This window comes from Tepidimonas aquatica, from assembly GCF_007556585.1.
In the GTDB taxonomy this organism is placed as follows: domain Bacteria; phylum Pseudomonadota; class Gammaproteobacteria; order Burkholderiales; family Burkholderiaceae_C; genus Tepidimonas; species Tepidimonas aquatica.
Window position 1 is genome coordinate 24,504 of record NZ_VJNA01000002.1, and the last position, 19,372, is coordinate 43,875.

General features: G+C 67.7%; 20 protein-coding genes and 1 pseudogene. 12 read left to right on the forward strand and 9 right to left on the reverse strand.

Annotation, left to right across the window (positions count from 1 at the left end; translation table 11 throughout):
* The first annotated feature begins 196 nt into the window (after positions 1-196).
* The 5 genes from Taqua_RS00915 (at position 197) to lysS (ending at position 5,440) form a co-directional block, all read left to right on the forward strand.
* The gene (locus Taqua_RS00915; protein ID WP_144324178.1) at positions 197-1,126 is read left to right on the forward strand and encodes a branched-chain amino acid ABC transporter permease; all 930 of its coding nucleotides are present in this window, start codon (positions 197-199) and stop codon (positions 1,124-1,126) included.
* A gap of 20 nt (positions 1,127-1,146) precedes the next feature.
* Positions 1,147-2,256 carry an ABC transporter permease subunit gene (locus Taqua_RS00920; protein WP_144324179.1) on the forward strand — a complete coding sequence of 370 codons (1,110 nt, stop codon included), beginning with the start codon at positions 1,147-1,149 and terminating at the stop codon, positions 2,254-2,256.
* An 18-nt stretch (positions 2,257-2,274) separates the two neighbouring features.
* Positions 2,275-3,045 carry an ABC transporter ATP-binding protein gene (locus tag Taqua_RS00925; RefSeq protein WP_132963494.1) on the forward strand — a complete coding sequence of 257 codons (771 nt, stop codon included), beginning with the start codon at positions 2,275-2,277 and terminating at the stop codon, positions 3,043-3,045.
* A gap of 1 nt (position 3,046) precedes the next feature.
* Positions 3,047-3,775 (forward strand): ABC transporter ATP-binding protein, encoded by a 729-nt coding sequence (locus tag Taqua_RS00930; protein WP_144324180.1) that lies wholly within the window; start codon positions 3,047-3,049, stop codon positions 3,773-3,775.
* Positions 3,776-3,889: 114 nt separating this feature from the next.
* The gene (gene lysS, locus Taqua_RS00935; RefSeq protein ID WP_144324181.1) at positions 3,890-5,440 is read left to right on the forward strand and encodes a lysine--tRNA ligase; all 1,551 of its coding nucleotides are present in this window, start codon (positions 3,890-3,892) and stop codon (positions 5,438-5,440) included.
* On the opposite strand, the gene rpoH is transcribed toward lysS, so the two are convergent.
* Entirely contained in the window at positions 5,441-6,400 is a 960-nt protein-coding gene (rpoH, locus tag Taqua_RS00940; RefSeq protein ID WP_144324182.1) for an RNA polymerase sigma factor RpoH, read from the reverse strand.
* A 119-nt stretch (positions 6,401-6,519) separates the two neighbouring features.
* On the opposite strand from rpoH, the gene Taqua_RS00945 reads away from it, so the two are divergent.
* The 7 genes from Taqua_RS00945 (at position 6,520) to Taqua_RS00975 (ending at position 14,259) form a co-directional block, all read left to right on the forward strand.
* On the forward strand, positions 6,520-7,611 hold the full coding sequence (locus tag Taqua_RS00945) for a PQQ-dependent sugar dehydrogenase (RefSeq protein WP_425472557.1): 1,092 nt from the start codon (positions 6,520-6,522) through the stop codon (positions 7,609-7,611).
* Between the two features lie 109 nt (positions 7,612-7,720).
* Positions 7,721-8,014 (forward strand): DciA family protein, encoded by a 294-nt coding sequence (locus tag Taqua_RS00950; protein WP_144324183.1) that lies wholly within the window; start codon positions 7,721-7,723, stop codon positions 8,012-8,014.
* 177 nt (positions 8,015-8,191) lie between these two features.
* Entirely contained in the window at positions 8,192-10,948 is a 2,757-nt protein-coding gene (gene secA / locus Taqua_RS00955; RefSeq protein ID WP_144324184.1) for a preprotein translocase subunit SecA, read from the forward strand.
* Positions 10,949-10,971: 23 nt separating this feature from the next.
* Positions 10,972-12,207, forward strand: coding sequence for a bifunctional glutamate N-acetyltransferase/amino-acid acetyltransferase ArgJ (argJ, locus tag Taqua_RS00960; RefSeq protein WP_144324259.1), 1,236 nt, complete (start codon positions 10,972-10,974; stop codon positions 12,205-12,207).
* Between the two features lie 8 nt (positions 12,208-12,215).
* Positions 12,216-13,097, forward strand: coding sequence for an ATP-binding protein (locus tag Taqua_RS00965; protein WP_144324185.1), 882 nt, complete (start codon positions 12,216-12,218; stop codon positions 13,095-13,097).
* Positions 13,094-13,573 (forward strand): NUDIX domain-containing protein, encoded by a 480-nt coding sequence (locus Taqua_RS00970; RefSeq protein WP_144324186.1) that lies wholly within the window; start codon positions 13,094-13,096, stop codon positions 13,571-13,573. Before Taqua_RS00965 ends, Taqua_RS00970 begins: the two co-directional genes overlap by 4 nt.
* A gap of 101 nt (positions 13,574-13,674) precedes the next feature.
* The gene (locus Taqua_RS00975; protein WP_221933903.1) at positions 13,675-14,259 is read left to right on the forward strand and encodes a CBS domain-containing protein; all 585 of its coding nucleotides are present in this window, start codon (positions 13,675-13,677) and stop codon (positions 14,257-14,259) included.
* 24 nt (positions 14,260-14,283) lie between these two features.
* On the opposite strand, the gene Taqua_RS00980 is transcribed toward Taqua_RS00975, so the two are convergent.
* The 8 genes and pseudogenes from Taqua_RS00980 to ureE all read right to left on the reverse strand — a co-directional run bounded on the left by Taqua_RS00980 (position 14,284) and on the right by ureE (position 19,358).
* Positions 14,284-14,493 (reverse strand): DNA gyrase inhibitor YacG, encoded by a 210-nt coding sequence (locus Taqua_RS00980; protein ID WP_144324187.1) that lies wholly within the window; start codon positions 14,491-14,493, stop codon positions 14,284-14,286.
* Positions 14,494-14,503: 10 nt separating this feature from the next.
* Positions 14,504-15,262: a cell division protein ZapD gene (gene zapD / locus Taqua_RS00985; protein ID WP_144324188.1), complete on the reverse strand. Its 759-nt coding sequence runs from the start codon at positions 15,260-15,262 to the stop codon at positions 14,504-14,506.
* 4 nt (positions 15,263-15,266) lie between these two features.
* Complete coding sequence (gene coaE / locus Taqua_RS00990; RefSeq protein ID WP_144324189.1) at positions 15,267-15,878, reverse strand: dephospho-CoA kinase; 612 nt, start codon at positions 15,876-15,878, stop codon at positions 15,267-15,269.
* A complete protein-coding gene (locus Taqua_RS00995; protein ID WP_144324190.1) occupies positions 15,875-16,717 on the reverse strand; it encodes a prepilin peptidase in 843 nt (280 codons plus the stop codon). Before Taqua_RS00995 ends, coaE begins: the two co-directional genes overlap by 4 nt.
* A 170-nt stretch (positions 16,718-16,887) precedes the next feature.
* A pseudogene (locus tag Taqua_RS01000) lies at positions 16,888-17,106 on the reverse strand (transposase); the annotation flags it as partial.
* 329 nt (positions 17,107-17,435) lie between these two features.
* Positions 17,436-18,104, reverse strand: coding sequence for an urease accessory protein UreG (gene ureG, locus Taqua_RS01010; protein WP_144324191.1), 669 nt, complete (start codon positions 18,102-18,104; stop codon positions 17,436-17,438).
* Positions 18,101-18,856 carry an urease accessory protein UreF gene (locus Taqua_RS01015; protein ID WP_342780888.1) on the reverse strand — a complete coding sequence of 252 codons (756 nt, stop codon included), beginning with the start codon at positions 18,854-18,856 and terminating at the stop codon, positions 18,101-18,103. Before Taqua_RS01015 ends, ureG begins: the two co-directional genes overlap by 4 nt.
* Positions 18,807-19,358, reverse strand: a complete 552-nt coding sequence (gene ureE / locus Taqua_RS01020; protein ID WP_144324193.1) for an urease accessory protein UreE — start codon at positions 19,356-19,358, stop codon at positions 18,807-18,809. The genes Taqua_RS01015 and ureE overlap by 50 nt, the downstream gene beginning before the upstream one ends.
* Between the last annotated feature and the right edge of the window lie 14 nt (positions 19,359-19,372).

The following is a 19,372-nucleotide window of genomic DNA, read 5'->3' on the forward strand; positions in this document are numbered from 1 at the left end:
CAAATATCAGGGAAAACCCTGAGGCCGCCGCCGGTCACCTAGGGCAAACCAGCACGGTGGTGCCCAGGTGGCTTGGCTACAATCCCGCCACTTCAACCCGCCCCCGGCCGCAACACGGCCCGCCCTGGCGGGTTTTTTGCTAACCCGATGGGCCAGGAGCCACCGGGTTGGAGGTTCCTCACAACGGAGAGCTCTCATGGATGTTTTGCTTCAGCAGATCATCAACGGGCTGGTGCTGGGCAGCATGTACGCGCTGGTCGCACTCGGCTACACGATGGTCTACGGCATCATCGGGCTGATCAACTTCGCCCATGGTGACGTTTTGATGGTGGGCGCGCTGACCAGCTGGACCATAATCACCTGGGCACGCGACGCCATGCCCGGCATGCCTGGCTGGATGCTGCTGGTGCTGGCGGCGTTGATCTCGATGGTGGTGTGCGCGCTGCTCAACTTCAGCATCGAAAAGCTGGCCTACCGGCCGCTGCGCAACTCGCCCCGCCTGGCGCCGCTGATCACCGCGATCGGCATGAGCATCCTGCTGCAGACGCTGGCGATGATTGTGTGGAAGCCCAATCCCAAGTCGTACCCGACGCTGTTGTCGAGCGAGCCGTTCAACCTGGGCGGGGCGGTCATCTCGCCGACGCAGGTGACGATCCTGGCCACCACCGCCATCGTGCTGTCGCTGCTGATGTACGTCGTCAACAAGACCAACCTGGGCCGCGCGATGCGCGCCACCGCCGAAAACCCACGCGTCGCGGCGCTGATGGGCATCAAGCCCGACGTGGTGATTTCGGCCACGTTCGTCATCGGCGCGATGCTGGCGGCCATCGCCGGCATCATGTGGGCGTCCAACTACGGCACCGTGCAGCACTCGATGGGCTTCATGCCTGGCCTCAAGGCGTTCGTGGCGGCGGTGTTTGGCGGCATCGGCAACCTGGCCGGTGCGGTCGTGGGCGGTGTGGCGTTGGGGCTGATCGAGTCGCTGGGCGCGGGCTACCTGGGGCCGCTGACCGGCGGCTTTTTGGGCAGCCAGTACTCCGACATTTTTGCTTTCATCGTGCTGGCCATCGTGCTGACGCTGCGCCCGTCGGGCCTGCTGGGTGAGCGCGTGGCCGACCGGGCCTGAGGGTGCAGGAGGAGCGCAACATGACCACAACGTCTTCTTCGTCCACCAAGGCCAAGTACGTGACGTTTGCGCTGGCCGCCGTGGGGCTGCTGGTGCTGCCGCTGCTGCTGCAAGCCACCGGCAGCAACTCGTGGGTGCGCATCGTCGATGTGGCCCTGCTGTACGTGATGCTGGCGCTGGGCCTCAACATCGTGGTGGGGTTTGCCGGCTTGCTGGACCTGGGCTTCATCGCGTTTTTCGCGGTGGGGGCATACGTGTACAGCCTGCTTGCGTCGCCGCGCCTGGCGGAAAACTTCCCTGCCATCGCGGCGGCGTTCCCCAACGGGCTGCACGTGAGCTTTTGGATCGTCATCATCCTGGCGGCCGTGCTGGCGGGCATCACCGGCCTGATGCTGGGCTACCCCGTGCTCAAGCTGCGCGGCGACTACCTGGCCATCGTCACGCTGGGTTTTGGTGAGATCGTGCGCATCTTCATGCTCAACCTGGACCGCCCGATCAACATCACCAACGGTCCCAAAGGCATCGCCGGTGTGGACGCGGTGACGGTGTTTGGCCACAACATGGCGCAGCGCCTCACGGTCGAGCTGGGGGGCTGGTCGTACACGTTCGAGTCGGTGACGCTGTACTACTACCTGATCCTGGCGTTCGTGATCATGACCATCGTGGTGGCGTACCGGTTGGCGGATTCGCGCATCGGGCGCGCGTGGATGGCGATCCGCGAAGACGAGATCGCCGCCAAGGCCATGGGCATCAACACGCGCAACCTGAAGCTGGCCGCGTTTGGCACCAGCGCCACCTTCGGCGGCATCGCCGGGGTGTTGTTTGCCTCGTTGATGCGCGGCGTGTACCCCGAATCGTTCGTGCTGATGGAGTCGGTGATGATCGTGGCCATGGTGGTGCTGGGCGGGCTGGGGCACATCCCCGGCGTGATCCTGGGCGCGCTGTTGCTGGCCGGTCTGCCGGAGCTGCTGCGCCACCTGGCTGGCCCGCTGCACCACCTGACCGACGGCCGCCTGGCCCCGGAAATCCTGCGTCAGCTGCTGATCGCGCTGGCGATGATCATCATCATGCTGCTGCGTCCGCGTGGCCTGTGGCCCGCGCCCGAGCACGGCAAGTCGCTCAGCAAATAACGGCGCAGGAGAGCTTTCATGACAGACACCATTCTCAAAGTCAGCGGGGTGTCCAAGCGCTTCGGCGGGCTGCAGGCGCTGTCGGACGTGGGCATCGAAATCAAGCGCGGCCAGGTCTACGGCCTGATCGGCCCCAACGGTGCGGGCAAGACGACGTTTTTCAACGTGCTGACCGGCCTGTACACGCCCGACAGCGGCAGCTTCGAGCTTGACGGCAAGCCCTACACGCCCACCGCGGTGCACGAAGTGGCCAAGGCGGGCATCGCGCGTACGTTCCAGAACATTCGCCTGTTTGCCGAAATGACGGTGCTGGAAAACGTCATGGTGGGGCGTCACGTCCGCACACGCGGGGGGCTGCTCAGCGCCATCCTGCGCACGCCCGGCTTCAAGGCCGAGGAGCGTGCCATCGCCGAGCGCGCGATGGAGCTGCTGGAGTACGTTGGCATTGCCAAGTACGCCGACTACAAGGCGCGTACGCTGTCCTATGGCGACCAACGCCGGCTTGAAATCGCGCGCGCGCTGGCCACCGACCCCAAGCTGATCGCGCTGGACGAGCCGGCTGCGGGCATGAACGCCACCGAGAAGGTGCAGTTGCGCGAGCTGATCGACCGCATTCGGCGCGACAACCGCACCATCTTGCTGATCGAGCACGACGTCAAGCTCGTGATGGGCCTGTGCGACCGCGTCACCGTGCTGGACTATGGCAAGCAGCTCGCCGAGGGCACGCCGGCCGAGGTGCAAAAGAACCCCAAGGTCATCGAGGCCTACCTGGGCACCGGAGGGCATTGAAATGGCCAACACCCTGTTGAAAGTTACGGACCTGAAGGTCTCGTACGGTGGCATCAAGGCCGTCAAGGGCATCGACCTGGAGGTGCGCGAGGGCGAGCTGGTGACCCTGATCGGCTCCAACGGCGCGGGCAAAACGACGACGATGAAGGCCATCACCGGCATGTTGCTGGCCGAAGCGGGCGACATCGTGTACGACGGCCAAAGCATCCGCGGCGTGGGGTCGTGGGACCTGGTCAAGCGTGGGCTGGCCATGGTGCCGGAGGGCCGGGGTGTGTTTGCGCGCATGACCATCGTCGAAAACCTGCTGATGGGCGCCTACACCCGCACCGACAAGGCCGACATCCAGCGCGACATCGAGCGCATGTTCGAGCTGTTTCCGCGCTTGCGCGAGCGCAAAGACCAGTTGGCCGGCACGATGTCCGGCGGCGAGCAGCAGATGCTGGCGATGGCCCGCGCGCTGATGAGCCGCCCCAAGCTGTTGCTGCTGGACGAGCCGTCGATGGGCCTGTCGCCGATCATGGTGGACAAGATCTTCGAGGTGGTGCGCGACGTGCACGCGCAGGGCATGACGATCCTGCTGGTGGAGCAAAATGCCCGCCGCGCGCTGCAGGTGGCCGATCGCGGCTACGTGATGGACTCGGGCGAGATCATCATGACCGGCGAGGCCAAGGCCATGCTGGACGACCCCAAGGTGCGCGCGGCGTACCTGGGCGAAGCGTCCGTCGCCTAACCCCCGGCGGGCGTCCTACAATCGCGGGCTTGGCGGTTTCGATGGCCGCCAAGCTTTTTTTGTTGCCCAAGGCGCCGCGCCGGCGCCTGCCTTGCTTTTTGTGGCTTTCGTACCATGACCCAGCCCGACCACACCCCCGCTGCGCCCCACGTCGACGACAACCAGCTCATCGCCGAGCGCCGCGCCAAACTGGCCGCCCTGCGCGAAGCGGCCCGTCAAGGGGCCGGGCCGGCGTTCCCCAACGACGTGCGGCCGCAGCACACGGCGGCCGGCCTGCAGGCCGAGTACGGCCACATGAGCAACGAACTGCTGGAGCCGTTGCAGGCGCGCGTCAGCGTGGCCGGGCGCATGATGCTCAAGCGCGTCATGGGCAAGGCCAGCTTCGCCACCGTGCAAGATGCCTCCTTCGGCCCCACGGGCGGGCGCATCCAGCTTTACATCACCAAGGACGGCGTGGGCGAGACCACCTACGAAGCCTTCAAGCACTGGGACCTGGGCGACATCCTGTACGCCGAGGGCACGGTGTTCAAAACCCGCACGGGCGAGCTGTCGATCAAGGTCACGCGGCTGCGCCTGGTGGTCAAAAGCCTGCGGCCACTGCCGGACAAATTCCACGGCATCCACGACCAGGAGCTCAAGTACCGCCAGCGCTACGTCGATCTGATGACCGACGTGCAGGTGCGCCAGCGCTTCGTGGCGCGCAGCCTGGCGGTGACGACGCTGCGCGAGCACATGGTGCAGCAGGGCTTTTTGGAGGTGGAAACGCCAATGTTGCACCCCATCCCGGGAGGCGCCAACGCGCGGCCCTTCGTCACCCACCACAACGCGTTGGAGCAGGATATGTACCTGCGCATCGCGCCGGAGCTGTACCTCAAGCGGCTGTTGGTGGGTGGGTTTGATCGCGTCTTCGAGATCAACCGCAACTTCCGCAACGAAGGCATCAGCGTGCGCCACAACCCCGAGTTCACGATGATGGAGTTTTACGCGGCGTACTGGAACCACGCCGACATGATGGCCTTCACCGAGGACATGATCCGCCGCGTCGCGCACGCCGTGTGCGGCGGCGGCAAGCTCGTCTACCAAGGGCGCGACGTGGACCTGGACGCGCCGTTTGAGCGCCTGACCATCCGCGAGGCCATCCTCAAGCACACCGACGCCGGCGCGCGCGTGGACGACGCCGCGTGGCTGCGCGAGCAACTGCGCCGCTTGGGCGTGGATCCGGTCAAAGAGCGGCTCGATCAGCGCAGCATCGCCGCGCTGCAGGTGCTGTACTTCGAGGAGGTGGTGGAAGACAAGCTGTGGCAGCCCACCTTCATTTGCAACCACCCGACCGAAATTTCGCCGCTGGCGCGCGCCAGCGACGCCGACCCCAGCATCACCGAGCGCTTCGAGCTGTATATCACCGGACGCGAAATCGCCAACGGCTTTTCCGAGCTCAACGACCCCGAAGACCAGGCTGAGCGCTTCTTGGCTCAGGTGGCCAACAAAGAGGCGGGCGACGACGAAGCGATGTACTTCGATGCCGACTATATCCGCGCGCTGGAGTACGGCATGCCGCCCGCCGGTGGCTGCGGCGTGGGCATCGACCGGCTGGTGATGCTGCTGACCGACAGCCCCAGCATCCGTGACGTGATCCTGTTTCCCGCGTTGCGGCGCGAGGGCTGATCAAGCGTAGGCTTCGAGCGCCTTGCGCAGCTTTTTGAGCGCGGCCGCTTCGATTTGCCGCACGCGCTCGGCGCTGATGCCAAACTCGGCGGCCAGCTCGTGCAGCGTGGCGCCACCGCTGCCATCGTCGTTGACCTGCAACCAGCGCGCAGTGATGATGCGCCGCGAGCGCTCGTCGAGCTGGGCCAGCGCCTGCTCGATGCCTTCGGTGGCCAGCAGCTCGCGCTCGCGCGCGGCCAGCACCTCGGTGGGCTCGTGGCGCAGGTCGGCCAGGTAGGCGATCGGCGCCTGCGGTTCATCGGCATCGTCCGCGGCGGGCAGCGGGTCCAGCGCCACGTCGTGGCCGCTCAGGCGCGTTTCCATCTCGATGACGTCTTCGCGCTTGACGTTGAGCTCACGCGCCACGACGTCGATCTCGGCGTCGGTCAGCCGCTCACGCAGCACCTCGTCGTCACCGGCGCCGGCCTTGACGCTGCGCTTGAGCGCGCGCAGGTTGAAAAACAGCTTGCGCTGCGCCTTGGTGGTGGCCACCTTGACCATGCGCCAGTTGCGCACGATGAATTCGTGGATCTCGGCCTTGATCCAATGCACGGCGTAGCTGACCAGGCGCACGCCCTGCGCCGGGTCGAAGCGCTTGACCGCCTTCATCAGGCCGATGTTGCCCTCCTGGATCAGGTCGGCCTGCGGCAGGCCGTAGCCCAGGTATTGGCGTGAAATGGCCACCACCAGACGCAGGTGCGACAACACCAGCTTGCCCGCGGCTTCCAGGTCGTGCTGCTCGCGCCAGCGCCGCGCGCACTCGCGCTCCTCGTCGGCGCTGAGCATCGGAATGCGGTTGACCGCGCTGATGTAAGCATCCAGGTTGCCCAGCGGCGGCAGCGTCAGCGCCGTGCTGTTCCACGACGCCGCCGGCAGCGTGGCCGCAGTGCTGGGGGCCAGGGCAAAAGACGTGCCGCTCATCGGTTCTCCTCTCCTTGACTGTGGGAGCGTGGTCATCATATTAGCACTCTCTTGGATCGAGTGCTAACGGTGAAGTTCCGGCCTTGACGGCAAGGCCGTTTTGCCCGACGCTAGCGCGCATGGATCCATCGCTGCACGGTTCGAAGTGGCGCATGCGGGTGGCCTGGGTGGCCATTGCGCTGCTGGGGTGGGGAGGCTGCACGGCCACGCCGGCCAAAGCCCAAGTGCGTGTCGAGACGGTGGCCACCGGGGTGGAGCACCCGTGGGCGCTGGCGTTTTTGCCCGATGGCCGCGTGGGGCCGCCGCTCGGTGGCGTGCCGCGCGTGGATGCGGTAGGGCAGGGCGGTCTGTTGGACGTGGCGGTGGACCGCGACTTTGCGCGCAACCGCCAGCTGTACCTGTGCTATGCCGAGCCCGACCCTGCGGGGCAAGGCAACGCCACGGCCTTGGCCCGCGCGGTGTTGGCCGAGGCGGCCGACCGCTTGCAGCAGGTGCGGGTGATCTTTCGGCAGCGCCCCGCCATAGCCAGCCGGTTGCACTTCGGTTGCCGCATCGTGCAGTCACCCGACGGTACGCTGTACCTAACGCTGGGTGAGCGTTACCACCGCATGGCGGATGCGCAGCGTCTGGACAACCACCTGGGCAAGGTGGTGCGCGTCACCCCCGACGGTGGCGTGCCGCCAGACAACCCGTTTGTTGGCCGGCGCGACGCGCTGCCGGAGATCTGGAGCTACGGCCACCGCAACCCCCAGGGGGCCGTGTGGGGGCCGGATGGGCGGCTGTGGCTGCACGAGCACGGGCCGCAGGGCGGCGACGAACTCAACCGCCCTGAACCCGGTGGCAACCATGGTTGGCCGGTGGTGACGTTTGGTGAGCAGTACGGTGGCGGGCCGATTGGCGAAGGTACGCACAAGCCCGGCATGGTGGCGCCGCTGCACCACTGGACGCCGTCGATCGCGCCGTCGGGCATGGCGTGGTTGACCAGCGACCGCTACGGTCCCGCGTGGCGCGGCAGTCTTTTCATCGGGGCGTTGCGCGGTCAGCGGCTGGTGCGGCTGACGTTGGATGGCACGCGTGTGGCGCATGAAGAGCACCTGCTGCGCGAGCTGCGCCAGCGCATTCGCGACGTGCGCCAGGGACCGGACGGCTGGCTGTACCTGTTGACCGATGCGGCCGACGGTCAGCTGCTGCGCCTGCGTCCACCGGGCTGAGTTGCCGTAGACTGTGTGCGCAACGTTCGGTCCAAGGAGAGATGCCCGAGATGCCAACCCAACACGACCCCTCACCCACGCCCGTGGCACGGCCAGCGGTGCAGATTCCATGCTGACGCTGCAGCAAGCGGTACGCGCCAACGCCACGCTGGCCGACGTGGCCGAGCGTGCCTGGGCGTCGCGGCGGCTGTTGCAGCGGGTGGCCGTGCACCTGCCGCCGGGCTTGCGCGACCTGGTGCAGGCCGGCCCGCTGGAAGAGGGGGTGTGGTGCGTGCTGGCGGCCAACCCGTCGGTGGCGGCCAAGGTGCGGCAACTGGCACCGGTGCTGCTGGCGGCGGCGCGCAACGCCGGTGCGCCGGTGCAGCAGCTGCGTGTGCGTGTGGCGGGGCGCGGCCGCACCTGAGGGCCGGCGCGGCAAGCCCACTACAATGGCCGTTTCGGGCAAGCGGGTGGTGCGCCGGTGGCGTGTCCACCGCGTGCCCCCAAGGTCGCGGTGCGCTCCACGGGCGTGGGGCGCGCAACGTTGTGAACAGTCTGGGCCGCGCGTGCCCTGCACCGGGGCGGGCGCGGCGGGGTTTGTATGGCCATCCCGTTGTTGACCAAAATTTTCGGCAGCCGCAACGACCGGTTGCTCAAAGGCTATCGTCGCATCGTCGAGCGCATCAACGCGCTGGAAAGCGGCCTGCAACTGCTCAGCGACGAGCAGCTGCAGGCCAAGACGGTCGAGTTCAAGCAACGCCTGGCCAACGGGCAGACGCTCGACGAGCTGCTGCCCGAAGCGTTTGCCGTCGTGCGCGAGGCCAGCCGGCGTGTCATGAAGATGCGCCACTTCGACGTGCAGCTGATGGGCGGCATCGCGCTGCACCAGGGCAAGATCGCCGAGATGCGCACCGGCGAAGGCAAAACGCTGACAGCCACGCTGCCGGTGTACCTCAACGCCCTGACCGGCAAGGGCGTGCACGTCGTCACCGTCAACGACTACCTGGCCGGGCGCGACGCCGAGTGGATGGGGCGGCTGTACAACTGGCTGGGCCTGAGCGTCGGCGTCAACCTGCCGCTGATGAGCCGCGAGCAAAAGCAAGCCGCCTACGCCGCCGACATCACCTACGGCACCAACAACGAGTACGGTTTCGACTACCTGCGCGACAACATGGTCTACGAGGCGCGCGACCGCGTGCAGCGTGGGTTGCACTACGCCATCGTCGACGAGGTGGACTCGATCCTGATCGACGAGGCGCGCACCCCGCTGATCATCAGCGGCCAGGCCGAGGACCACACCGAGCTGTACCTCAAGATCAACCAGTTGGCGCCGCAGCTCAAGCGTCAGATCGGCGAGGCCGATCCGCGCACGGGCGAAGGCGTTGTCGAGCCGGGCGACTTCACGTTGGACGAGAAGTCGCACCAGATCCACCTAACCGAGCAGGGGCACGAGCGCGCCGAGGAGCTGCTGGCCCGCGCCGGGCTGCTGCCCGAAGGCGCGTCGCTGTACGACCCGGCCAACATCACCTTGCTGCACCACCTGGTCACGGCGCTCAAAGCGCACCACCTGTACCACCGCGACCAGCACTACGTGGTGCAAAACGGCGAGGTCATCATCGTCGACGAATTTACCGGCCGCCTGATGGTCGGGCGGCGCTGGAGCGACGGCCTGCACCAGGCGGTCGAGGCCAAGGAAGGCGTGGCCATCCAGCCGGAAAACCAAACGCTGGCGTCGATCACGTTCCAGAACTACTTCCGCCTGTACGAAAAGCTGGCGGGCATGACCGGCACCGCCGACACCGAGGCGTACGAGTTCCAGCAAATCTACGGGCTGGAGACGGTGGTCATCCCGCCCAACAAGCCCAGCCAGCGGCGCGACGAGCAAGACCGCGTCTACAAAACCCTGGCGGAGAAATACCGCGCGGTGGTCGAGGACATCCGCGCCTGCCACGAGCGCGGCCAGCCGGTGTTGGTGGGCACGTCGTCGATTGAAAACTCCGAGGTGCTGTCGCAACTGCTGCAGCGCGAAGGCCTGCCGCACGAGGTGCTCAACGCCAAGCAGCACGCGCGCGAGGCCGAGATCATCGCCCAGGCGGGCCGTCCAGGCGCCATCACCATCGCCACCAACATGGCCGGCCGCGGCACCGACATCGTGCTCGGCGGCAACCTCGAGAAAATGATCGCCGTCATCGAGGCCGACGCCAGCCTGGACGAGGCCGCCAAGCGCCAGCGCGTCGAGCAGGCGCGCGCGCAGTGGCAGGCCGACCACGACAAGGTCAAGGCGCTGGGGGGCTTGCGCATCATCGGCACCGAGCGGCACGAGAGCCGGCGCATCGACAACCAGCTGCGCGGCCGCGCCGGCCGCCAGGGCGACCCGGGTTCTAGCCGCTTCTACCTCAGCCTGGACGATCCGCTGATGCGCATCTTCGCTGGCGAGCGCGTCAAGGCCATCATGGAGCGGCTCAAGATCCCCGAGGGCGAGGCGATCGAAGCCGGCATGGTCACCCGTGCCATCGAGAGCGCGCAGCGCAAGGTCGAAGCACGCAACTTCGACATCCGCAAGCAGTTGCTGGAGTACGACGACGTCGCCAACGACCAGCGCAAGGTCATCTACCAGCAGCGCAACGACATCATCGACGCCGACGACCTGACGGCGCAAATCACCGCGCTGCGCGAGGGTTGCCTGACCGACCTCGTGCGCCAGTACGTGCCCGCCGGCAGCGTCGAGGAGCAGTGGGACCTGCCCGGTTTGCAAAAGGCGCTGGCCGAGCAGTACGGCCTGCAACTGGACCTGACCGCGCAGGTGGAGCAGGCCAGCGAGATGGACGACGAGGAGATCGTGCGCCGCGTGGTGCAGGCCGGGCACGACGCCTACGAGGCCAAGGTGGCCCTGGCGGGTCGCGCCGCGTTCACGCCTTTTGAACGTGTGGTGCTGCTGCAAACGCTGGACCAGCACTGGCGCGACCACCTGGCCGCGCTGGACTACCTGCGCCAGGGCATCCACCTGCGCGGCTACGCGCAAAAACAACCCAAGCAGGAGTACAAACGCGAAGCGTTCCAGCTCTTTGGCCAGATGCTCGACGCGGTGCGCGACGAGGTCACGCGCATCCTGATGAACGTGCGCGTGCAAACGCCCGATGAGGTCAGCGGCGCGGCGCAGCGCATCGAGCAAAGCGCCACGCAGCTGACCAATGTGACCTACACCGCCCCTACCGAAACCGGCGAAGCGCAGACCGTGGCCGACCAAGGCCTGCTGGGTCAGCCACCGGCACCGGCCATGGCGCGCGTGGGCCGCAACGACCCCTGCCCGTGCGGCAGCGGCAAAAAATACAAGCACTGCCACGGCAAGCTGACCTGAAACCCGTGCTGGAGCCCCGAGCGATGGCCGTCAACCTGAGTGCCCCCAACCCCGCGGACCTGCTGAGCGTGCCCGGCGTACGCCTGGGCGTGGCCGAAGCCGGCATCCGCAAAGCCCAGCGCAAAGACCTCACCGTGATGCTGCTCGACGAAGGGGCCGCGGTGGGGGGCGTATTCACCCGCAACCGCTACTGCGCCGCGCCGGTGCAGGTGTGCCGCGAGCACCTGGCCGCTGGGCACGGCATCCGGGCGCTGGTGGTCAACACCGGCTGCGCCAACGCTGGCACCGGCGAACAAGGCCTCATCGACGCGCGCACCGTCTGCATTGCATTGGCGCAAAAGCTGGGCGTGTCGCCGCAGCAGGTGCTGCCGTTTTCCACCGGCGTCATCATGGAGCCGCTGCCGGTCGAGCGCATCGTGACGGGGCTGCCCGCTGCGCTGGCCGACGCGGCCGACGACGGCGCGCACTGGGCGCGCGCCGCCGAAGGCATCATGACCACCGACACCGTGCCGAAGGCCGCCAGCCGCCGCGTGGCCATCGACGGGGTGCCGGTCAGCGTCTCGGGCATCGCCAAAGGGGCCGGGATGATCCGGCCCAACATGGCCACGATGCTGGGGTTCGTGGCCACCGACGCGCCGGTGGCCCCGGCGCTGATGCCCGAGCTGGCACGGCGCGTGGCCGACGCCTCGTTCAACCGCATCACGGTGGACGGCGACACGTCCACCAACGACTCGTTCATCGTCATCGCCACCGGGCGCGCGCCGCTGCCCCCCATCACCGCGCTGGACAGCCCCGCCGGGCAGGCGTTGCTGGCCGCGCTCATCGACGTGGCGCGCTGGCTGGCGCACGCCATCGTGCGCGACGGCGAGGGGGCGACCAAGTTCATCACCGTGCGCGTCGAAGGCGGGCGCGACGCCGACGAGTGCCTGAAGGCCGCCTACGCGATCGCGCACTCGCCGTTGGTCAAAACCGCGTTTTACGCCAGCGACCCCAACCTCGGGCGCATCCTGGCCGCCGTCGGCTACGCTGGCATCGACGACCTGGACCAACGCGGCATCGAGCTGTACCTGGACGATGTGCACGTCGTCACGCAGGGGGGGCGCCACCCGGCCTACCGCGAGGAAGACGGCCAACGCGTGATGAAGCAAAGCGACATCACGGTGCGGGTGCTGCTGGGCCGCGGGCAAGCCGCCGAGACGGTGTGGACCTGCGACCTCAGCCACGACTACGTCAGCATCAACGCCGACTACCGCAGCTGAGGCCCTCGATGAACGAGCACTTCGAGCGTGTGCTGCAGCGCGTGGAAAGCCTGGTGGCGCGGCTGGAGGCCGTGTTGCCGCAGCCGTTGAGCGCGCCGGACTGGGCGGCTTCGGTGGCGTTTCGCTACCGCAAGCGCGGCGCGCATGGGGTGCTGGAGCCCGTGCGGCACGTGGCCACGATCCGGCTGGACGACCTGCGCGAAATCGACGACCAAAAGGAGCGCGTGCGCGCCAACACCGAACGCTTCGTGCGTGGCTTGCCGGCCAACAACGTGCTGCTGACCGGCGCGCGCGGCACCGGCAAAAGCTCGCTGATCCGCGCCTGCCTCAACGCTTACGCGCCCGCAGGGCTGCGCCTGATCGAGGTCGACAAGGCCGATTTGGTGGACCTGCCGGATATCGCCGAGCTGGTGGCGGGCCGCCCGGAGCGCTTTATCGTGTACTGCGACGACCTGAGCTTTGAAGCCGGCGAGTCTGGCTACAAGGCGTTGAAGTCGATGCTGGACGGCTCGGTGGCGGCGGCCAGCCCCAACGTGCTGATATACGCCACCAGCAACCGCCGTCATTTGCTGCCGGAGACGATGCGCGACAACCTCGACGCCACCTACGACGAGGACGGCGAATTGCACCCGGCCGAGGCGGTGGAGGAAAAAATCTCGCTGTCCGAGCGCTTCGGGCTGTGGGTAAGCTTTTACCCCTTCAGCCAGGACGAGTACCTGCGCGTCGTGCGCCAGTGGCTGACTGCCTACGGTGTGCCCGAGGCGCAGTGGGACGACGCGTGCCGCGCTGCGTTGGTGTGGGCGCTGGAGCGTGGCTCGCGCAGCGGCCGTGTGGCGCACCAGTTCGCGCGCGACTGGGCGGGGCGCGTCGGTCTGGGGGCGGCGGCATGACCGCACCGGCGGTGTGGGCCGACGCTGGCGTGCTGGTGGTGGACGCGGCCGAGCCGCGCCAAAACGGCCCGCGGCCGGTGACCGACGTCGCGGTGGGCGTGCTGATCGACGCCGAAGGCCGTGTGCTGCTGACCACGCGGCCGCCGGGCAAGGCCTACGCCGGGTACTGGGAGTTCCCCGGTGGCAAGGTCGAGCCGGGCGAAAGCGTCGAGCAAGCGTTGCGCCGCGAGCTGCAGGAAGAAATCGGCGTCACCATCGGCCCGGTGCAGCCGTGGCGCACGCTGACGGTGGACTACCCGCACGCGCTGGTGCGGTTGCACGTCGGTCGCGTCCACGCCTGGCAGGGTGAGCTGCAGATGCACGAAGGCCAAACCTACGCCTGGCAGCGACTGCCGGTGGCGGTGGCGCCGGTGCTGCCGGGCACGGTGCCGCTGCTGCGCTGGCTCGAAGACGAGCCGCGGGCTGCAACGCCGTAACGGGGGTTCGGGTGCGCCCCCTTGCGGCGCAGGTCGAGTGGCGCTAGACTTGTCGCTGGATACCCCCGGCGGAGGTGACGGGGGTTGGACTGGAGTCGTTCATGGCACGCCTGACACCGTTTCGCTTCCCTCCCGGCACCTGCATCGTCCAAGCGCAGCCGCCGCAGCGTCCATCGGTGACGCTGCACTCGCCCGGCATCACGGTGATGACCGACCTGACCGAGGTGCGCGCCGCCACCACCACGCCGGACGAAACGCTGGACGCGGCGCGGCAGGCCATGATCCACCAAGGGGTGCGCCTGCTGTTCGTGGTGCGCACGATGCCGTGCGTCGAAGGCCTGATCACCGCCGCCGACCTGGAGGGCGAGCGCCCGATGATGGCGGCGCAACGCCGCGGCGTGGCCTACGGCGAGCTGGTGGTGGCCGACGTGATGACGCCGCTGGACGAATTCGACGCGGTGGACTACGACGACCTCAAGCGCTGCAGCGTGGCCGACGTCATCGCCACGCTCAAAAGCGTCGGGCGGCGCCACCTGCTGGTGGCCGAAAAGGCCGGTGCCGACCACGGCCCGTGGATCCGGGGCGTGATCTCACACACGCAGATCGAGCGCCAACTCGGCCAGCCCATCGACGTGCTGGACCTGGCCAGCACGTTTTCGGAAATCCGCGCCTCGTTGGCGGCCTGACGGCGGCGCCGCCCGCCGCGCGGCTCAATGCTGCGGGACGTCGTCAGGCGGTGCCGGGGGGGTGGGGTCCGGCACGCGGTACGCCTCGCTGGCCCAGGCGCCCAGGTCCAGCTGCTTGCAGCGCGCGCTGCAAAACGGGCGCCACGGGTTGTCAGCGGCGTAGCGGGCCGGTTGCCCGCAAGCCGGGCACGTTACGGTGCGAGCCGTCCATTGGGGGGTGGGAGCGTCCGTCATCGCTGCCGCTTCAATGGCACAGGTGGATTTCGAACTCGGCCTCGGCGTCGGCCGCGTGCTCCAGCCGCCCCTCGCCGTTGCGCCGCAGCATGCGCACCGCCACCAGCAAGCGGTTGCCGCTGATTTCCGGGATCAATTGCAGGGTCGGGTCCAGCCACACCCGCAGCAACTGGAAGGTGCGGCTCTGCGGTAGGTTTTGCTGAAACTGCCCCTGCGTGGCGTAAACCTTTTGCGCGATGGCCGACTCCCGCAGCAGTTGCAGCAGCAGGTGCACCGGCTCGGCCAGGCAGGCCACCTCCTGCGCCCAACGCGCCAGATCGGCCTGCCGCTCGGCCGCCGGGCGGTGTTGCCAGTCGTGGTAGGCGGGCAGGTCGAAGCCACAGGTGCCACCGGGGATGGCCATGCGGTTGCGCACCGTTTGCAGCCATTCCACACTGGCCAGCGCGTGGCCTGGGCGGCCTTCGTCGTCACGCAGCGCCGTGTAGCAGCGGTCGAGGCGGGCGATGAGCTGCTCCAGCGCCACCTCCGAGATGGCGGGGTTGCCCCGGTAGCCCTCGAACACGTGCTTGTGGCGCTCCAGATCCTTCAGGATTTCGCTCTTGAGGTCGGCGCGCGCACCCACTTCGAGGATTTCGAACAAGGTTTGCAGCGCGTGATGGTGGTCCAGCGGGTGCTCGCGCGGCACCAGCGTACCCAAGCGGTGCAGCAGGTGCTCCAGCCGCAGGTAGGTGCGGGTGCGCTCGTTGAGAGGGTATTCGTAAAGAATCACACGGTCATGATAGCGGCATTCGGCGCGCTGCCCACGCGCGTGCCACGCGCCCGCGCAGCGTGGCCAGGTCGGTGCCGGCGTCGTTGTCGATCACGACGTCGGCGGCGGCCAGCCGCGTGGCCCGGTCCGCCTGGGCCGCCAGCACGGCCTGCACCTGCTCACGCGGCCAGCCGTTGCGCGCCATCACGCGCTCGATCTGGGTTTCGGGGGCGCAGTCGACCACCCACACCTGGTCGCAGCGCTGGCGCCAAGCCGCCGATTCGACCAGCAACGGCAGGTCCAGCACCACCGTGTCGGCGGCCGAGGCCGCCACGCGGCGGTCGATCTCGGCGCGCACCAGCGGATGGACGATGGCTTCCAGCCGCGCCCGCGCCTGTGGGTCGGCAAAGACCAACGCACGCATGCGTGCGCGGTCCAGCGCGCCGTGGTCGTCGATGACTTGCGGGCCAAACGCCTGGCGGATCGCCTCGATGGCCGCGCCGCCGGAGGCGGTGACGCCGCGCGCGATGGCGTCGGCGTCGATGACCTCGGCGCCCAGTTCGGCCAGCATCGCCGCCACGGTGCTTTTGCCGCTGCCGATGCCGCCGGTCAGCCCAATGCGCAGCGGCCTGGTCATGCCGGCAGCCCCAACCACGTTAGCAATGCCCGGGGACCGATGACCCACACCAGCAGACCCCCCAGCGCCAAAAACGGCCCAAACGGTACGTAGCGCCCCTCCCGCAGGCCGCCGGTGGCCTTCAGCCCCAGGCCAACCAACGCACCCACCAGCGACGCCACCAACACCAGCGGGATCAGCGCCTGCCAGCCGAGCCAAGCGCCCAGCCCGGCGAGCAACTTGAAGTCACCGTAGCCCATGCCTTCCTTGCCGGTCAGCAGCTTGAACGTCCAGTACACGCTCCACAGGCTCAGGTAGCCGGCCACCGCACCCCACAGCGCGTCGGCCAAGGCCACCCCGGTCCACCCCAGCGCTGCCCCGATCAGCCCGGCCCACAGCAGCGGCAGCGTGATGTCGTCCGGCAGCAGCGTCGTGTCCCAGTCGATGGCGGCCAGCGCCAGCAGCGCCGCACCCCACGCGGCCCACGCCACGGCGGCCAAGGACACGCCGTGGCGCCACGCCACCGCCGCAAACCACACCCCGCAGGCCAATTCGATGATGGGGTAGCGCCAGGCGATACGCGCCCCACACGCGGCGCAGCGCCCGCGCTGCAGCACAAAGCTCAGCAGCGGCACGTTGCGCCACGAAGGGATCGGCGTTTGGCACGCTGGGCAGTGCGAGCGCGGCACCCATAGGTTGTAGGGTGGCCGTGCGGGCGGTTCCTCGCCACGCAGCGCGGCGCACTCGGCCTCCCAGCGGCGCTGCAGCATCGTCGGCAAGCGGTGGATGACGACGTTGAGAAAGCTGCCCACCAGCAGGCCAAGCAGCACGGCGGCGGACCATTCGAGGGTGCTGAGCATGGCCGCCAGTGTACTTGCACGCCAGGCGTTCACCTGCGCAAGGCGGTGGACGTGGTGGCCGCGTGGCCGACCGGTGACGGGTGATCTGCAAACGTGTCAGAGCCGCTGTCGCAGCAGCGTGACGCCCGCTGTTCTGCGCGGCTGGATTAGCAGGCCGTTGAAAAACTCCCCCGCAGCCGCTCGCGCTCGCCGCTGGTCAGTCCCTCGCGCTGGCCGGCATCGACTTCCTGGCGCTTGACCCATTCGAGCAGCGTCTGCGGCACGCAGCCAATCTTGGGTGCTATCGATTCCACGGCCGCCCACAGCGAGGGGTACTCGCCCCGGTGCTCTTGCACCATGCGCACGGCGCGCTCGCGGACCTCGGGTGAGAATTTCGATGTCTTGTTCATGGCTCCATCTTCTCAAGAGTTGGAGCCTCCTCAAAATCCGGGGCGGTTCACACGCTAGGCGTCCAGATCCCGTGGGCGGTGAAGGCCGAACGGGCCACTGGTTGGCTGGCGGGTGCGCTGTCAACCACCGTGTCTCTGCGGGTGGTCGCCTGGGGGGACGGGATGGGCAGAGAGGTTCATGATCGAGGGGTGGTTGGGTGTTGGCGCGTGCAACTGGCGCGTGGGGCTGATGCGTGGTGGCGATACGCCGTGTTCTCGTCGTTTGTTGGCTGGAGGCGCGACTTGGCAAAGCCAACGGCGACGCTGTCACCGACAGGCGCACAGCCGCCTCAGCTTGTGATCAACAGCCCGTGGCGCTCAATGAAAGAGACGACTTCAGCCAATCCCTGTTGGGTTTTGAGGTTGGTCATGACCCAAGGGCGACGATCGGGGTCGGGCCTCATGCGCGCGGTGTCTGCGGCCATCACTTCGAGGTTGGCGCCGACATGGGGAGCGAGGTCGATCTTGTTGATGACCAACAAATCGCTTTTGGTGATTCCTGGCCCGCCTTTGCGGGGGATTTTTTCACCGGCCGCGACATCGATGACGTAGATGGTCAGGTCGGACAGCTCGGGGCTGAACGTGGCGGCCAGGTTATCACCGCCGCTTTCGACAAAGACAATGTCCGCGTCTGGAAACTGCCGCAACATGCGGTCGATGGCCTCGAGGTTGATGGAGCAGTCTTCCCGGATGGCCGTGTGGGGACATCCGCCTGTTTCTACCCCAAGGATGCGCTCGGGAGGCAATGCGCCGCTGATGGTGAGCAAGCGCTGGTCCTCTTTCGTGTAAATGTCGTTGGTGATGGCCACCAAGTCGTAGCGCTGGCGCATGGTTTTGCACAGCATCTCCAGCAGCGTCGTTTTGCCCGAACCAACCGGTCCGCCGATGCCTACCCTCAGCGGTGGCAGGGGCTTGTTGCGTCCGGGAATGGCGTGAAGAACCGAGGTTGCGGTGTTCATGAGCGAAACAGGCGGCTGTATTGGGTTTCATGGCGTGCTGACAGGATGGCCAGCATTGGGGCGAAGCATTGGCGTTGACCCGGCGGTTGCGAAAGGGCAACGTGCACGGCCGCGGGCAGCGCCGCACGCAACTGGGCCAGCAGCCGCTGGCCGGCGTTTTGTCCCAGGGGTACGGCTTTGACCGCGGCCTGGCAGGCCGCCTCACACCAGGCGAAGCCCGCAGCCAACAGGGCATGGGCTGTGGGGAGGGTGTTGGGTGTCAGGGTCGCCAGCGCCCACGCGTACGCCACGGGGTAGGTGGGCGGTTGCAGTGCAGCCGGCACCTCATCCAACCCCGGATCGGGCAACGTGTGCGGCCTTAAACCCTGCAACCAGTGCAGCACCGCATGCCCCATTTGTTCGCTTTGCAAACGCAGCTCAGCGCTTTCCCGGGTGCGGCGTGTCCACGCGTTCAACGTCAGCAATGTTGTCCAGTCACGGGCGCGCCACGCGGGCAGTGCCTGCGCCACCACGGACAGATCAGCCCGGGCCTGGGTCAAATGGAGCTGAGCCAGCAGCCACTGGGCCGCGCTGGCCTCGTCGTGCACCCGCCCGGCCTCGACGGCACTTTCCAGCCCTTCGGAGTATGAAAAACCACCCAGCGGCAAAGCAGGCGAAGCGAGCCACAACAACCCGAGCAAGGCCTGGGGATCACGCTCACCATCAGGGTTGGCCATGGTGTGGGTGATCGTCGGTGGGGTGAACGTGTCCATCGTGGCGGTGATGCGCAGGTCCGCCGTAAGCACCGAACTCGGGCTCAAAGGGTTCATCGACTTCCGTAACCGTCAGGTGCATTTGGCGTAACAAGTCGGCCAGCACATGGTCGCGCTCCAGCTTGAGATGGTCGGCGTGCAATTGCAGCGCGACATGGCGGTTGCCTAGGTGGTACGCGGCGCGCAGCAAGTCCAAGGGCGTGCCGTGCTCCGGGCAGGTCGTGACCTTGAGCAGGGGTTCGACCGCGGCGCGTACACACAGCAGGCCGCCATCGGTCAACACCAACACATCGCCGTCGCGCATGACGCTGCCGCGGGGCAGCAACACCGCAATGCGGCGTCCTTGGCTGTCACGCGCTTCGAAACGGCTGCGCTGGCGCCATGTCCATTCGAGTTCCAGTACGGGTGCGCGGGCCAACAGCGTCCGGGCGAGCCCCGCGCCATCCGGTATCAGGCGGCTTGCCAGCAACGGCGGGTCAGCGGGGGCGGCTGAATGGTGCATGGTGAGTGCATCCG

What these genes read in the sequence shown, in the direction of transcription:
- rpoH (WP_144324182.1), bottom strand. Translation starts at nt 6,400, where the DNA reads ATGAGCGGCACGTCTTTTGCCCTGGCCCCCAGCACTGCGGCCACGCTG.
- coaE (WP_144324189.1), bottom strand. Translation starts at nt 15,878, where the DNA reads ATGACCAGGCCGCTGCGCATTGGGCTGACCGGCGGCATCGGCAGCGGC.
- Taqua_RS00945 (WP_425472557.1), top strand. Translation starts at nt 6,520, where the DNA reads ATGGATCCATCGCTGCACGGTTCGAAGTGGCGCATGCGGGTGGCCTGG.
- Taqua_RS00920 (WP_144324179.1), top strand. Translation starts at nt 1,147, where the DNA reads ATGACCACAACGTCTTCTTCGTCCACCAAGGCCAAGTACGTGACGTTT.
- Taqua_RS00980 (WP_144324187.1), bottom strand. Translation starts at nt 14,493, where the DNA reads ATGACGGACGCTCCCACCCCCCAATGGACGGCTCGCACCGTAACGTGC.
- Taqua_RS00970 (WP_144324186.1), top strand. Translation starts at nt 13,094, where the DNA reads ATGACCGCACCGGCGGTGTGGGCCGACGCTGGCGTGCTGGTGGTGGAC.
- argJ (WP_144324259.1), top strand. Translation starts at nt 10,972, where the DNA reads ATGGCCGTCAACCTGAGTGCCCCCAACCCCGCGGACCTGCTGAGCGTG.
- Taqua_RS00975 (WP_221933903.1), top strand. Translation starts at nt 13,675, where the DNA reads ATGGCACGCCTGACACCGTTTCGCTTCCCTCCCGGCACCTGCATCGTC.
- Taqua_RS00995 (WP_144324190.1), bottom strand. Translation starts at nt 16,717, where the DNA reads ATGCTCAGCACCCTCGAATGGTCCGCCGCCGTGCTGCTTGGCCTGCTG.
- Taqua_RS00930 (WP_144324180.1), top strand. Translation starts at nt 3,047, where the DNA reads ATGGCCAACACCCTGTTGAAAGTTACGGACCTGAAGGTCTCGTACGGT.
- secA (WP_144324184.1), top strand. Translation starts at nt 8,192, where the DNA reads ATGGCCATCCCGTTGTTGACCAAAATTTTCGGCAGCCGCAACGACCGG.
- Taqua_RS01015 (WP_342780888.1), bottom strand. Translation starts at nt 18,856, where the DNA reads ATGGACACGTTCACCCCACCGACGATCACCCACACCATGGCCAACCCT.
- Taqua_RS00950 (WP_144324183.1), top strand. Translation starts at nt 7,721, where the DNA reads ATGCTGACGCTGCAGCAAGCGGTACGCGCCAACGCCACGCTGGCCGAC.
- Taqua_RS00925 (WP_132963494.1), top strand. Translation starts at nt 2,275, where the DNA reads ATGACAGACACCATTCTCAAAGTCAGCGGGGTGTCCAAGCGCTTCGGC.
- lysS (WP_144324181.1), top strand. Translation starts at nt 3,890, where the DNA reads ATGACCCAGCCCGACCACACCCCCGCTGCGCCCCACGTCGACGACAAC.
- Taqua_RS00965 (WP_144324185.1), top strand. Translation starts at nt 12,216, where the DNA reads ATGAACGAGCACTTCGAGCGTGTGCTGCAGCGCGTGGAAAGCCTGGTG.
- ureE (WP_144324193.1), bottom strand. Translation starts at nt 19,358, where the DNA reads ATGCACCATTCAGCCGCCCCCGCTGACCCGCCGTTGCTGGCAAGCCGC.
- Taqua_RS00915 (WP_144324178.1), top strand. Translation starts at nt 197, where the DNA reads ATGGATGTTTTGCTTCAGCAGATCATCAACGGGCTGGTGCTGGGCAGC.
- ureG (WP_144324191.1), bottom strand. Translation starts at nt 18,104, where the DNA reads ATGAACACCGCAACCTCGGTTCTTCACGCCATTCCCGGACGCAACAAG.